Genomic DNA, 13,184 nt, shown 5'->3' on the forward strand with positions numbered 1-13,184 from the left:
GGCATCCGTTCCCTGCCGCACCTGGATCGCAGCCCGCGTGAGGTCGAGTCAGGCCGCGCCGCGCACCAGAGCCGGCGCCCGGTTGCCGGCCGCGAGTCGCTCGGCCGCCAGACCTTCGGCCGCCTCGAGCGGGGTCACCCCGCGCGACGCGGCCTCGTCGAAGACGCGCCTTACCGTGTCGCCGATGTGCGCGACCCGCTCCATGATCTCGCTGCGGGTGCCGAGCCTCTTCGCCTCGAGGTCGAGATAGATCACGCCGCCGGCGTTGACGACGAAGTCGGGGGCGTACAGAATGCCGCGCTGAGCCAGCCGCTCGGCGCCGGCGCGCTCGGCGAGGGGGTTGTTCGCGGGCCCGCACACGGCCTTTGCGTCGAGTGCGCCGATGACCTCATCGGTCAGCAGACCGCCGATCCCCGCGGGGACGAACACGTCCGCCGGCACGAGGTGCTCTTCGCCGGGCGTTGCCCACTCGGCCCCCAGTTCGCGGGCGAGGTCGCGCTTGGCGGGGTTCACGTCGGTCACCGTGAGAACGGCTCCCTCGGCCGAGAGGCGCACGGCGAGCCTGCTGCCGACCTGGCCGAGGCCCGAGATCGTGATGCGTCGTCCCGCCACGTCGGACGAGCCGGTGATGCGCTCGAGCGTCGCACGCAGCGACTCGTAGACGCCGAGGCTGGTCGGTCCGGCCGGCTCGCCGGAACCGCCGACGGCATCAGGCAGACCGACGACGTGCTCGGTGCGCTCGCTGACGACGAGCATGTCGTCGGTGGTCGAGCCGACGTCCTCGGCGGTGCGGTAGAGGCCGTGCAGCGACTCGACGGCGTCGCCGAGGTCGAGGAATGCGGCGCGGCGGCGCTCGGCATCGAGCACGGTGCCCTCGGGGAGGGCGATGACGGACTTGCCGCCGCCGGCATCGAGTCCGGCCGCGGCGTTCTTGAGGGTCATCGCGGCAGACAGGCGCAGCGCGTCGCCGAGCGCGTCGCTCCAGTGCGGGTAGGTCCACAGACGCGCGCCGCCGAGCGCGGAGCCGAGCACGGACGAGTGGAGCGCGACGGCGATGAACAGGCCGCTTCGCCGGCCGGTGATCACCTCCACGCGTTCGTGGGTGAATTCGGGGAGGGGCAGTGTGTGCATCATCGCGGGTCTTCTTTCGGCGGGCCTCGTGGGCAGTGCGCTGCGAACGCCGCGGCTTTGCGGCATCCACTGCCATTCCACACCGTCTCGACGAAATGTTCAAGTGCATCGGATGAGACTGAGCAGAGTGCGCGGTCGATCTCGCGAGATGGCGAGCAGTTCGTCTATGTTGCCCAGAGATGTCTTCGTGGCGCGGACGCTGTAGTGTGCGGAAGCAACGACTCTCGAAGGACGACGATGCGATTCCGTCACGATCCCGAGCTGCTCGGGGAGTTCCCGCAACTCGCAGTGACCACCCTGACGATCGACGGGGTGAGTGACACCGCCGACGTCGCCGCCACTGCAGCGCCGTTCCTCGCTCGTGCCGCCGGCAGACTCGCCGAGCGGCCCGAGAGCGAGTTCCCCGAGATCGCCGCATGGCGGCGCGCATTCAGCAAGATGGGATTGAAGCCGACACAGTATCGGTGCGCATCAGAGGCTCTGCTGCGCCGCTATAAGAAGGAAGGCGAGCTGCCGTCGATTCACCCGCTCGTCGACCTCTGCAATGCCGTCTCGCTCGCCTACGCGATTCCGATTGCCGTATTCGATCTCGAACAGGTGGCGGGCGACCTGACCGTGACCCATGCCACCGGCACCGAGTCGTACCTCAGTTTCGGTGGGGAGATCGAGAGCCCTGAGCCCGGGGAAGTGATCTTCCGCGACGACGCCGGCAACGCCCATGCTCGGCGCTGGACGAATCGGCAGAGTGCGCTCTCGGCCATTCGGCCCGGCACCAGCCGGGTGCTCATCGTCGGCGAAGCGCTCCACGCCACCGCGACAGTCGATGTCAGCGCGCTCGGTGCCGACCTGGCAGCCGCGCTGCGACAGCACTGGGACGTGGTCCGGGACTGACGAAGGCGGCCCTTCGCGCCGACGCCCCCGATGCCGCCGTGCGTGCAGCGCTGCTGGGCGGCTGAGCGGGGCACCCGCATCGCCCACATGACCGTCCGGCTGCGCCGATAGCATCGACGGATGCCCGATGCCTACACGCACGGCCACCACGAGAGCGTGCTGCGCTCGCACCGGTGGCGTACCGCCGAGAACTCCGCCGCCTACCTCTTGCCGCACCTGAAGCCTGGGATGTCGGTCCTCGACGTGGGCAGCGGCCCGGGCACCATCACCGCCGATCTCGCGGCCCGCGTCGCGCGAGGCCGCGTGGTGGGGACGGATGCCGCGGCCGACGTCGTCGCGCAGGCAGCGGCCGATCACCAGGCGCCGGGGCTGTCATTCGAAGTGGGCGACGCGTATGGCTTGCCGTACGCGGCGGGCGAGTTCGATGTGGTCCATGCCCACCAGGTGCTGCAGCACGTCGAGCGCCCCGTCGACATGCTTCGCGAACTCGGCCGCGTTGCCGGGCCGGACGGCCTGGTCGCAGTCCGCGACGTCGACTACCCGGGCGTGGTCTGGTACCCGCTCGTCCGGGCGCTCGACGAGTGGCTGGAGTTGTATATCGCGACGCACCGCAGCGTCGCGGGCGAACCGGCCGCCGGTCGACGGCTCAAGGCCTGGGCGAGGGCGGCGGATCTCGGCGACATCGTCGCGACGGCGTCGACGTGGCTCTTCGAGGACGAGGCAGACCGCGCCTGGTGGGGCGGCATGTGGGCCGACCGCGTGCTGCAGTCGGCTTTCGCCGACGCGGCGCGGGCCACCGGCGCCGACGACGCGCTGCTGCACCGTATCTCGGACGGCTGGCGCGAGTGGGCGGCGTCGGAGGACGGGTGGCTGCTCATGCCGCACGGCGAGATCCTCGCGCGCGGCACGGGCTCGCGCTCGTAGGCTGGAAGGCGTGACCCACACGCCTGCTCCCGTCGATCTTCCCGTCCGCAGTCGGCTCGTCCACGAGGCGCTGCGCGCCGCCGGGATCGGGGGCGACATCGTGGTGCTCCCGGATGCCGCGGCCACCGCCGCGCTCGCGGCGGCCGCGCTCGGGATCGAGGTCGGGGCCATCGCCAACAGCCTCGTCTTCTGGTCGGACGACGAGCCGCTCCTGGTGATGACCAGCGGCGCACATCGCGTCGACACGGCAGCCCTCGCCGAACGTCTCGGCAGAGGCAAGATCCAGCGCGCCACCCCCGAGCAGGTGCGCGAGGCCACCGGCCAGGCGATCGGCGGCGTCGCGCCCACGGGGCATCCCGCACCGCTCACGACCATCGTCGACGAAGATCTCGCCGGCTATCCCGAGATCTGGGCGGCCGGCGGCACCCCGCACACCGTGTTCCCGCTGACCTATGACGAGCTCGTGCGGCTCACGGGCGGCGCGGTCGCGAAGGTCGACTGACCACCGCGGCAATGCCGGGCTGGGTCCGCACGCTGATTAGGTGGCGGCGGCCCTCGACCCGGGGGAGGGTCTGCCGAGGGCCGCTGCCGCCCCACCCCTCGGGCGGGGCCTCGCGGCTTTCACCGCGAAGTCGATGAGACGGGAAAGCGCAGCGTCGCGGCGACGGGGGAGCCGTCGACGAGGTCGCGATTGTGCACCGCGCGCACGCGCCCGCCGCTGTGCAGAACGCGCGAGACGATCTCGTCGACGAGCCGTGGCGCGTCGAGCTGGTCATCGGGTCGGTCTGCTTCGGGCCGCACCCGGCCGAACTCGTCGACCGTGCCGGTCTGGTTCGCGTCCATATCGAAGCGCAGCTCGTCGATCGCAGCTTGGACGGCGGCGGCAGCGACGTCGTCGAGACGGCTGGTGGCCAGTCCCTGCGCCCGGAGCGTACCGAACCGCTCTTTCCACTCCGCGGTCTCGGCGGCACGCAGCTCGTCGAGGGCGTCCCGCGCGAGTTGGTCGATCTCGGCGTCGTCAAGAGACTCGGGGTGTGCTTCGACGCCTTCCGGATACAGGTTCTCGTGCGTGTTGACGGCGCGATACGCCGACTCGAGATCTGCCGACGCCGCCAGTAGCAGCGTGACCTGCTCCGGCACGATCCGAGCCACCTCCTCGTTCACCACGCGGCAGTAGCGCTCGCGCTCGACGTTCTCGCCCTTCGCACCCTGCGCACGCCGCCGATCGAGCTGACCGTCGTTCGCGGCGTGCGCGAGCATCAGCTCGTGATCACCGGGAAGATCGAGCGCGTGCTCGACGGGCCCGTGGCCGGGCCCGACTTCTGTCAACCGCACGAACCCTTCCGAGATCTGAAGGACGAATGCTCTCTCGCTATGGGCGGAGGCGCGAAGGAGGGGGGCTACGTCGAACCGGTCCGCGACCGAGATGACATCGCTGGCATGGTGGGCAAGGCGGAAGGCCTCGAGGCGGCCGGGTGAGGCGAGCGCCACGATCGAGCGCGACTGGTGCGACCAGAAGTCGTCGTCGGTCAGGAGCGATCCCAGGGCGTCGAGCACGTCGTCTCCGGCACCGTGGGGCAGATCCTGGTGCGCGAACCGGCGCTCGACTTCGGCGATCGCGTCGCGCAACGAGATCCTGACGCGCTCGTGGTCTTGCGGCAGCGGCGAGGATGCGAGCGCGATCGTCACGGCCGGAACCGCGCGATGGTCGATGAGTTCGATCAGATGCGAGTCGTCGGGAATGTCTGCGGGCAACATACGGCGACGATAAGCAGCCCCGGTCACGCCGATACAGGGGGTTGCGGACTCGGCGCGATCGGATTAACGCACGGCGCCGGTTCGGGGCCGATCTCAGCGACCGCGCCCGATCCGGCGCTCGAGCTCGGCGGCCGCTGAGGCGGCGAGTGGTGCCAGGGCCGCGAGGCGATCGTCGCTGGCCGCCGAGGGCGCCGCGTAGTCGTCGTCGGCGACCGGCCACGTCACGGCGATGGCAGCCGCCGGCCAGCCGGTGTGGTCGCGCACCACGACACCGATCGACCTCATGCCCAGCGTGACCTCGCCGTCTTCGGACGCGTGTCCACGGGCGCGCACCTCGCGCAGCAGGGCCTGGAGCTCGCTGGGCCGCTGCGGACCCCGCCCCGTCCGATCCGCGAAAGCCGCGGCATCCGGAAAGAGAGCCCGCACCTGCTCGCGGGGGAGCGCCGCCAGCATCGCGCGCCCCGTCGCGGTCAGGTGCGCGGGCAGACGCACTCCCACGTCGGTGACGAGGGCGGGCCGTCGCGGCGCACGCTCCTCGACGATGTACAGCACGTCCCGGCCGTGCATGACGGCCAGATGCGCGCTCTCGTGGGTGCGGTCGACGAGGTCGGCGAGCACCGGGCGTCCGAGACGCGCGAGCGGCTCCTGCCGGGCGTAGCCGCCGGCCAGCTCGAACGCGGCGATCCCGAGGCCCCACCGCCGTTCCTCGGGCAGGTGCACGACGAAGTGGTGCTCCTGGAGGGTCGTCAGCAGATGGTAGATGGTCGAGCGGGGGATGCCCAGCGCCGTGGCGATCGACCGGGCCGGCACCGGCCCGCGCTGCCGGCCGAGGTGCGACAGCACACGCAGCGTCTGATCGGCCGCCGGCACCTGCGGGCGGCCGACGGCGGCACGAGAACTGTCTGGCATGTCAGACACAGGATGCCACGATCCGCTGTCCCGCGGCATCCGGCGGGTGTGGAATCAGAGCATGAGCCATTCGCAGCACAGCGCCGTCATCCCCGCCCGGGAGGCCGTCACGATCGGCGGTGCGCCCCTGCGTCCCGAAGACGTCGTCGCGATTGCACGCCACGATGCCCGGGTCCAGATCGATCCCGCAGCGATCGAGCGTGTGGCGGCGGCCCGCGCACTCGTCGAGGGGCTCGCCGACGACCCGGAACCGCACTACGGCATCTCGACCGGGTTCGGCGCGCTCGCGACGACGTTCATCGCCCCCGACCGACGAGTGCAGCTGCAGGCGAGCCTCATCCGTTCGCATGCCGCCGGCACCGGACCCGAGGTGGAGCGAGAGGTCGTGCGCGCGCTGATGCTGCTGCGCTTGCAGACGCTGGCGACCGGCCACACCGGTGTGCGGCCCGTCGTCGTCGAGACCTATGCCGCGATGCTCAATGCGGGCATCACACCGATCGTCCGCGAGTACGGTTCGCTGGGGTGCTCCGGCGACCTCGCCCCGCTGTCGCACGTCGCGCTCGCCGCGATGGGGGAGGGCGAGGTCCGCACAGCCGAGGGCGACCTCGTGCCTGCCTCGGAAGCGCTGGCGGCGGCGGGAATCGTCCCTCTCGTCCTGCGTGAGAAGGAGGGGCTCGCGCTCATCAACGGCACCGACGGCATGCTCGGGATGCTGCTGCTCGCCCTCCACGACTTGTCGATGCTGCTCGACACGGCCGATGTCGCAGCCGGGATGTCGGTCGAGGCGCAGCTCGGCACCGACGCCGTCTTCGCCGCCGATCTGCAGGCGTTGCGTCCTCAGCTCGGGCAGGCGGAGTCGGCTGCGAACCTGCGCGCCGTCCTCGCCGGGTCACCCATCGTGGCCTCGCACCGCGACCCGTCCGTCTGCACGCGCGTGCAGGACGCCTATTCGCTGCGGTGCTCGCCGCAGGTGCACGGGGCTGCCCGCGACACCCTCGAGCACGCGGCGCTCATCGCGTCGCGCGAGCTCGCCGCCGCGGTCGACAACCCGGTGATCACCGACGACGGGCGGGTGCAGTCCAACGGCAACTTCCACGGCGCACCCGTGGCGTACGTGTTGGACTTCCTCGCGATCGCGGTCGCCGATGTCGCCTCCATCTCGGAGCGCCGCACCGACCGCGCTCTCGATCCGGCACGCAGCCACGGGCTGCCGCCGTTCCTCGCGCACGAGGTCGGCGTGGACTCGGGCCTCATGATCGCGCAGTATGCGGCGGCGGGGATCGTCTCGGAGCTCAAGCGGCTCGCGGTGCCGGCATCCGTCGACTCCATCCCGTCGTCGGCGATGCAGGAGGATCACGTGTCGATGGGCTGGGCCGCGGCGCGCAAGCTGCGCCGCGCGATCGACGGCCTCGGGCGCGTGGTGGCGATCGAGGTGCTGACGGCGGCTCGTGCCCTCGACCTGCGGGCTCCGCTGCAGCCCGGGCCCGCCACCGGTGCCGTGCGCGCCCTCGTGCGCGCGGCCGGCGTCGACGGCCCCGGCACCGACCGATACCTGTCGCCCGAGATGGAAGCCGTCGCGGCCCTCGTGATGAGCGGTGCAGTGGCGGATGCCGCGCTCGGGCGCGCTCGCGCCTGAGGCCTTCGCGAGCCGAAGCCGATCGTGCGGCTAAGCTGAACAGAGTTGTACAGGAAGGGGTGGCGATGGCTGCGGTGACCGCACAGCCCAAGCGCGCCGACGCCCGCCGCAACATCGAGGCGATCGTCGATGCCGCCACCGCGCTGCTGGCAGTGAATCCGGATGCGAGCGTGCAGGACATCGCGAAGGCCGCCGGCGTCGGGAGGGTGACGCTCTACGGGCACTTCGACTCGCGCACGGAGCTGATCACAGAGGTCGCGACGCGGGCCATCGCGCAGACCGAGGAGTCATTGCGCGATCTCGACCTCGGCGGCGATCCCCGCGAGGCGATGGCGAAACTGCTCGAGGCGACGTGGCTGCTCACGCATCGCTTCGGTGCGATCGTCGTTGCCGCGGGGCAGGCGCTGCCGCCCGACGAGCTGCGGCGCGCACACGAAGGGCCAGCGAAGCGGGTGCGGGCGCTCCTCAAGCGCGGCAGGCAGGAGCGGGAGTTCCGCGCCGACATGCCGGTGGAGTGGCAGATCACCACGATTCAGGCGGTGCTGCACGCCGCGTCCGCGTCGGTTCACCGCGGCGAGATCGCAGCCGCAGACGCACCACGACTCGTCACCGAGACGGTGCTCGCAGCGTTGGTGACGCCGGCCGGATAGGGCGTCTGACCAACAGTCCTGCCCCGACTCACTGAGCCGCTCGCGTCCGCCGCGGCACCACCAGCACCGCGGCCACCGCAGCGAGCACGGCCACCACCACCCCGAACCACAGGGCGAGGTTGTACGCGGTGAAGGCGCTGCCGACGAGAGCGGCCGCGGCCACGCTCGACACCGCCGAGACACCGGTCGCGGCGCCGAACTCGTGCATCGTGCTGAGCGCGCCCGACCCGACCCCCGCCTCATGCGGCGCGACCGCGGTGAACATGCTGGTCGAAGCGGCGACGAACACCATGCCGATGCCGAACGCCGCGACGCTCATCGCGATGACGAGCACGGTCATGCTCAGGATCGCTGCGGCCGCGGTCAGCCCGAGGGCGGTGATGAGAAGGCCGGTCACGGCGATCGTGCGCAAACCCATCCGGGGGATGGTGCGGCCGCCGACCTGCGCGCCGGCGATCGTTCCGATCGCGACGGGCAAGAACACCAGGCCGGTGTCGAGGGCAGAGAATGCGTGCACGCGCTGGAAGATGAACGATCCCAGGAAGAAAACGGCGATCATGAGCGCCGTGGCCACGAAGATCAGTCCGAGCCCCGCCGCGACCGGCCGGCGGGCGAGCATGCCGAGGTCGATCAACGGTGCGCGAGCCACGCGCTGCCGCCACGCGAAGAGGGCGTATCCGATCGCGCCCGCGAGGAACGACAGGAGCACGACGGGGGTGAGCCAGCCGGCCTCCCCGGCTGCCACGAGTCCGTAGATCACCGACGCTGTCGACAGCGTCACGAGTGCAGCACCGAGCCAATCCAGTGCGCCGCCCCCTCCGGAGAGCTTCGGCACGGTGCGGTGGAGCGCGACGAAGAGGACGACGCCGATCGGGACGTTGATCCAGAACACCCAGGACCAGCCGGGCCCCGACGTCAGCAGGCCGCCCAGCAGGACGCCGAGCGCCGCGCCGGCGCCTCCCAAAGCGGACCACACGCCGAGTGCCTTCGCCAGCTCGGCGCCTGCGAAGGTGCGCGCGATGACAGAGAGCGCCGCGGGCGACATCGCCGCGGCGCCCAGACCCTGCAGCCCGCGACCGACGAGCAGCGTGACCGGATCGGACGCGAAGCCCGTCAGCAGCGACGCGATCGTGAAGACGGCGAGTCCGACGAGGACGACCTTGCGGCTGCCGAACACATCTGCCGCCTTGCCGCCGAGCAGCATCAGGCCGCCGAACACGAGGGCGTAGATGCTGACGACCCACGTCAGTGCACTGCGTGAGAGCTCGAGGTCGGAGCCGATCTGCGGCAGCGCCAGCGCGACGACGGTGACGTCGATGATCAGCATGAGCTGGGCGATCCCGAGGAAGGCCAGCATCTGCCAGCGGCGACGGTATTGCTCGGTCGCGATCGGCGCTTCATGAGGTGAGGTCGACATCGGTTCATCCTTCGCATAAGTCGAACAGCCGTGTATGCGATGAAGATAACATGAACACATGTGTTCGACAAGTGCGAGCGAGCGCTCGACTTCGTCGGGCGCCAGGGGTGCGGGCGTCACGTTGGCAAGCTGAACAAATATGTTCAGGATTCGAGCAGCGGCGGCAGCGTCGAGGCGACCCGCAGCCACGGGATCGACGCATCGGGCCGCGCCGCCGCACCGCGGGCATCGCCGTCGCAGCGCACGACCACGGCCCAGTCCTCGAGCGACGCGCCGGCGGCACGCAGACGATCGCGCAGCCGCTTCACCGCCTTCGGACTCGGCCGGCCAGCCACGGATACGTGCGCCATGTGGGTCGCGACGATGGCGGATGCCGCGCGCACGAGCGGGTGCGGAAGCCCCAGCCTGCGCCCCACGGCGACGGCGATCTCGGCTCCCCGTTCCGCGTGACCGTAGGAGGTGATGCGGCCGTTCCGACGCTGGGTCGTCTCGGGTTTGCCGATGTCGTGCCACAGCGCCGCGAGCACCAGCAACTCCCGCGCGTCAGGCGAGGCATCCGCTTCCTCCGCGTGCCGGGCGGCGAGATCGGCCGCCCACAGGGAATGGACGAGCACGTCGCCTTCGGGATGCCAGGTGGGATCCTGCGGTGTGAGGGCGAGTGCGGCGAACTCGGGGATCTCGTCGATGAGGCCGGCATCACGCAACTGCTGAGACGGCACCCCTGACCCGCGGAGGATCGCGCGAAGGCGCTCGCCGCGTTCGCGGTCGGTGCGGGGTGGGACGCCGGTCATGCCCTCATTCGACCAGTGCAGCCCGGGACGGGCAATGCCTTCGCCGTCGGTGTCTGTGATGACAGACACCGTCGCGCCGAAACCCGTTGCCGCGGCCCTGCCAGCCGTGTGGAATCGACCTCATGACCGACACCATCCAGACCCCGGCCGTTCCGGTCGGCGCCGCGCGAACCGTGCGCGCCCCGCGGGGCAGTGAACGGACCGCCAAGAGCTGGGGCGCCGAAGCCGCCAAGCGCATGCTCATGAACAATCTCGACCCGCAGGTCGCCGAGCACCCGGAGGACCTCGTCGTGTACGGCGGCACCGGCAAGGCCGCCCGCAGCTGGGAGGCCTACGACGCGATCGTCCGCACGCTGGACGAGCTCGAGCCCGATGAGACGCTGCTGGTGCAATCCGGCAAACCGGTCGGCGTCTTCCGTACGCACGAGTGGGCGCCGCGCGTGCTCATTGCGAACTCCAACCTCGTGGGGGACTGGGCGACGTGGCCGGAGTTCCGCCGGCTCGAGCAGCTCGGCCTCACGATGTATGGGCAGATGACCGCCGGCTCGTGGATCTACATCGGCACCCAGGGCATCCTCCAGGGCACGTACGAGACCTTCGCCGCGGTCGCCCGCTCGCTCGACAGGGAGTCGCTCGCCGGCACCCTCACGCTCACCGGCGGTTGCGGTGGCATGGGCGGCGCGCAGCCCCTCGCGGTGACCCTCAACGGGGGTGCCGTGCTGATCGTCGATGTCGACGAGACGCGTCTGAAGCGCCGGGTCGAGCACGGCTACCTCGACGAGTACACCACCGACCTCGACGCCGCGGTCGCCCGCGTTGTGGCGGCCAAGGACGCCGGCGAGGCGCTGTCGATGGGGGTCGTGGGGAATGCGGCCGAGGTCTTTCCCGAGCTGCTGCGCCGCGGCACACCCATCGACATCGTGACCGACCAGACCAGCGCCCATGACCCCCTGGCGTACCTGCCGGTCGGGGTGGCCTTCGAGGACTGGCGGGCCGAGGCATCCGGTGATCCCGACGGGTTTACGACGCGTGCGCGTGAATCGATGGCGGCGCATGTGGCGGCGATGGTCGGATTCATGGATGCCGGCGCCGAGGTCTTCGACTACGGCAACTCGCTGCGCGCCGAGGCGCAGCTGGGCGGGTTCGATCGCGCCTTCGCCTTTCCCGGGTTCGTGCCGGCGTACATCCGGCCCCAGTTCGCCGAGGGGCGCGGACCGTTCCGCTGGGTGGCGTTGTCGGGCGATCCCGACGACATCCGCAAGACGGATCGCGCGATGATGGAGCTGTTCCCCGACAACGCCGGGCTGGTGCGCTGGCTCGAGAAGGCCGGCGACGCCGTGCACTTCGAAGGGCTGCCCGCGCGCATCTGCTGGCTCGGATACCAGGAGCGCCACCTCGCGGGCCTGAAGTTCAACCAGATGGTCGCTTCGGGAGAACTCGCCGGTCCCATCGTCATCGGGCGGGATCACCTCGATGCCGGCTCGGTCGCCTCGCCGTACCGCGAGACCGAGGCGATGGCAGACGGCTCCGACGCGATCGCCGACTGGCCGCTGCTGAACGCACTGCTCAACACCGCATCGGGAGCGGCGTGGGTCTCGATCCACCACGGCGGCGGCGTCGGCATCGGCCGCAGCATCCATGCGGGGCAGGTGACGGTGGCGGACGGCACGCCCCTGGCCGCTGAGAAGCTGGAGCGCGTGCTGACGAACGATCCCGGCACCGGCGTGATGCGGCACGTCGACGCGGGCTACGATCGCGCGAAAGAGGTCGCCCGTGAGCGCGGCCTGAACGTGCCGATGCTCGATGCCTAGTCTCGTGACGTCTCGCGAGGGAAGAGGGATGCCGTGGGCGCGACGCTGATCACGAACATCGGCGAGCTGACCACCAACGTCGGCCGCGACGGCGACCCGTGCGGCACCCTCCACGACGCGGCGGTCCTGATCGAGGGCACCCGGATCGCGTGGGTCGGCCCGGCCGGCGACGCACCCGGGAGCGGTGGCGGGGTCGAGGTCGTCGACGTAGGCGGGCGGGCCGTGATCCCTGGCTTCGTCGACAGCCACACGCACCTCGTGTTCGGCGGGGATCGCGCGGACGAGTTCGAGGCGCGCATGACGGGCACACCGTATGCCGCGGGCGGTATACGGCGCACCGTGGCGGCCACCCGCGCGGCGAGCGACGACGAGCTGCGCGCGCGGCTCGCCGGATTCGTGTCGGAGCTGCATGCGCAGGGCACCACGACCTTCGAGATCAAGACGGGCTACGGGCTGACGGTCGTCGACGAGGCCCGGCTCGCGCGCCTCGCGTCGGAGGTGACCCCCGAGGTCACGTTCCTCGGAGCTCACGTCGTGCCGTCCGAATACGCCCACCGCCGTGACGAATACGTCGAGCTCGTGTGCGGTGACATGCTCCGCGCCTGCGCTCCGCACAGCCGCTGGATCGACGTGTTCTGCGAAGAAGGTGCCTTCTCCGTCGACGAGTCACGGCGGATCCTTCTCGCCGGGATCGAGGCGGGGCTTCTGCCGCGCGTCCACGGCAATCAGCTCGGCTACGGCGGAGGCGTCGGGCTCGCGGTCGATGTCGACGCGTACTCCGTCGACCACTGCACCTACCTCAGCGACGCGGATGTCATGGCTCTGGCAGGCTCCGACACGGTGGCCACGCTGCTGCCAGGAGTCGAGTTCTCGACGCGCCAGCCGTACCCGGACGCGCGGCGTCTGCTCGACGCGGGAGTGATCGTGGCGATCGCCAGCGACTGCAACCCCGGCTCGAGCTTCACCAGTTCGATGCCGCTCATGATCGCGCTCGCCGTGCGCGAGATGGGCATGAGCCCCTCCGAGGCCGTGTGGGCGGCAACGGCAGGCGGGGCCCGCGCGCTCCGCCGCGACGACGTCGGTGCGATCGCCCCCGGGAGGCGGGCCGACCTCGTTCTGCTCGAGGCGCCGACCCGCGTGCACCTCGCCTACCGCCCTGGCGTGCCTCTCATCGCGGAGGTGTGGAGCGAGGGCGTGCCGGTCCGCGCAGCCCCGGCCTGAGCCGCGGCCGGCGCGGGCCTTCCACAGGAGAACGGGGCTTCCGCA

At 71.0% G+C, this 13,184-nt stretch carries 12 protein-coding genes; 7 read left to right on the forward strand and 5 right to left on the reverse strand.

The window, feature by feature from the left end; all coding sequences use genetic code 11:
• Positions 1-48: 48 nt before the first annotated feature.
• Positions 49-1,134: a Glu/Leu/Phe/Val dehydrogenase family protein gene (locus K0817_RS14170; RefSeq protein ID WP_219982173.1), complete on the reverse strand. Its 1,086-nt coding sequence runs from the start codon at positions 1,132-1,134 to the stop codon at positions 49-51.
• Positions 1,135-1,368: 234 nt separating this feature from the next.
• On the opposite strand from K0817_RS14170, the gene K0817_RS14175 reads away from it, so the two are divergent.
• The 3 genes from K0817_RS14175 to K0817_RS14185 all read left to right on the forward strand — a co-directional run bounded on the left by K0817_RS14175 (position 1,369) and on the right by K0817_RS14185 (position 3,448).
• The gene (locus K0817_RS14175; RefSeq protein ID WP_253735400.1) at positions 1,369-2,022 is read left to right on the forward strand and encodes a B3/4 domain-containing protein; all 654 of its coding nucleotides are present in this window, start codon (positions 1,369-1,371) and stop codon (positions 2,020-2,022) included.
• Positions 2,023-2,142: 120 nt separating this feature from the next.
• Positions 2,143-2,946, forward strand: coding sequence for a methyltransferase domain-containing protein (locus K0817_RS14180; protein WP_219982175.1), 804 nt, complete (start codon positions 2,143-2,145; stop codon positions 2,944-2,946).
• A gap of 10 nt (positions 2,947-2,956) precedes the next feature.
• On the forward strand, positions 2,957-3,448 hold the full coding sequence (locus tag K0817_RS14185) for a YbaK/EbsC family protein (protein ID WP_219982176.1): 492 nt from the start codon (positions 2,957-2,959) through the stop codon (positions 3,446-3,448).
• 119 nt (positions 3,449-3,567) lie between these two features.
• Here K0817_RS14185 and K0817_RS14190 read toward each other — a convergent pair whose 3' ends face one another.
• Positions 3,568-4,704 (reverse strand): hypothetical protein, encoded by a 1,137-nt coding sequence (locus K0817_RS14190; RefSeq protein ID WP_219982177.1) that lies wholly within the window; start codon positions 4,702-4,704, stop codon positions 3,568-3,570.
• A gap of 93 nt (positions 4,705-4,797) precedes the next feature.
• Positions 4,798-5,613, reverse strand: a complete 816-nt coding sequence (locus tag K0817_RS14195; RefSeq protein WP_219982178.1) for an IclR family transcriptional regulator — start codon at positions 5,611-5,613, stop codon at positions 4,798-4,800.
• A gap of 61 nt (positions 5,614-5,674) precedes the next feature.
• On the opposite strand from K0817_RS14195, the gene hutH reads away from it, so the two are divergent.
• Together hutH and K0817_RS14205 are read left to right on the forward strand one after the other, a co-directional pair.
• Positions 5,675-7,249 (forward strand): histidine ammonia-lyase, encoded by a 1,575-nt coding sequence (gene hutH, locus K0817_RS14200; RefSeq protein WP_219982179.1) that lies wholly within the window; start codon positions 5,675-5,677, stop codon positions 7,247-7,249.
• Between the two features lie 65 nt (positions 7,250-7,314).
• Positions 7,315-7,899 (forward strand): TetR/AcrR family transcriptional regulator, encoded by a 585-nt coding sequence (locus K0817_RS14205; RefSeq protein ID WP_219982180.1) that lies wholly within the window; start codon positions 7,315-7,317, stop codon positions 7,897-7,899.
• A 28-nt stretch (positions 7,900-7,927) separates the two neighbouring features.
• Here K0817_RS14205 and K0817_RS14210 read toward each other — a convergent pair whose 3' ends face one another.
• Positions 7,928-9,316, reverse strand: coding sequence for an MFS transporter (locus K0817_RS14210; protein WP_219982181.1), 1,389 nt, complete (start codon positions 9,314-9,316; stop codon positions 7,928-7,930).
• 143 nt (positions 9,317-9,459) lie between these two features.
• Positions 9,460-10,107 carry an HD domain-containing protein gene (locus K0817_RS14215; protein ID WP_219982182.1) on the reverse strand — a complete coding sequence of 216 codons (648 nt, stop codon included), beginning with the start codon at positions 10,105-10,107 and terminating at the stop codon, positions 9,460-9,462.
• A 122-nt stretch (positions 10,108-10,229) separates the two neighbouring features.
• Between K0817_RS14215 and hutU the strand changes: the two genes are divergently transcribed.
• Both hutU and hutI read left to right on the forward strand, forming a co-directional pair.
• Complete coding sequence (gene hutU, locus K0817_RS14220) at positions 10,230-11,918, forward strand: urocanate hydratase (protein WP_219982183.1); 1,689 nt, start codon at positions 10,230-10,232, stop codon at positions 11,916-11,918.
• 33 nt (positions 11,919-11,951) lie between these two features.
• Complete coding sequence (gene hutI, locus K0817_RS14225) at positions 11,952-13,139, forward strand: imidazolonepropionase (RefSeq protein WP_219982184.1); 1,188 nt, start codon at positions 11,952-11,954, stop codon at positions 13,137-13,139.
• Positions 13,140-13,184 lie beyond the last annotated feature (45 nt).

This window comes from Microbacterium sp. HD4P20, from assembly GCF_019449275.2.
In the GTDB taxonomy this organism is placed as follows: domain Bacteria; phylum Actinomycetota; class Actinomycetes; order Actinomycetales; family Microbacteriaceae; genus Microbacterium.

Coding starts and splice junctions, on each gene's coding strand:
- K0817_RS14170 (WP_219982173.1), bottom strand. CDS start 1,134: ATGATGCACACACTGCCCCTCCCCGAATTCACCCACGAACGCGTGGAG.
- K0817_RS14175 (WP_253735400.1), top strand. CDS start 1,369: ATGCGATTCCGTCACGATCCCGAGCTGCTCGGGGAGTTCCCGCAACTC.
- K0817_RS14180 (WP_219982175.1), top strand. CDS start 2,143: ATGCCCGATGCCTACACGCACGGCCACCACGAGAGCGTGCTGCGCTCG.
- K0817_RS14190 (WP_219982177.1), bottom strand. CDS start 4,704: ATGTTGCCCGCAGACATTCCCGACGACTCGCATCTGATCGAACTCATC.
- K0817_RS14195 (WP_219982178.1), bottom strand. CDS start 5,613: ATGCCAGACAGTTCTCGTGCCGCCGTCGGCCGCCCGCAGGTGCCGGCG.
- hutH (WP_219982179.1), top strand. CDS start 5,675: ATGAGCCATTCGCAGCACAGCGCCGTCATCCCCGCCCGGGAGGCCGTC.
- K0817_RS14205 (WP_219982180.1), top strand. CDS start 7,315: ATGGCTGCGGTGACCGCACAGCCCAAGCGCGCCGACGCCCGCCGCAAC.
- K0817_RS14210 (WP_219982181.1), bottom strand. CDS start 9,316: ATGTCGACCTCACCTCATGAAGCGCCGATCGCGACCGAGCAATACCGT.
- K0817_RS14215 (WP_219982182.1), bottom strand. CDS start 10,107: ATGACCGGCGTCCCACCCCGCACCGACCGCGAACGCGGCGAGCGCCTT.
- hutU (WP_219982183.1), top strand. CDS start 10,230: ATGACCGACACCATCCAGACCCCGGCCGTTCCGGTCGGCGCCGCGCGA.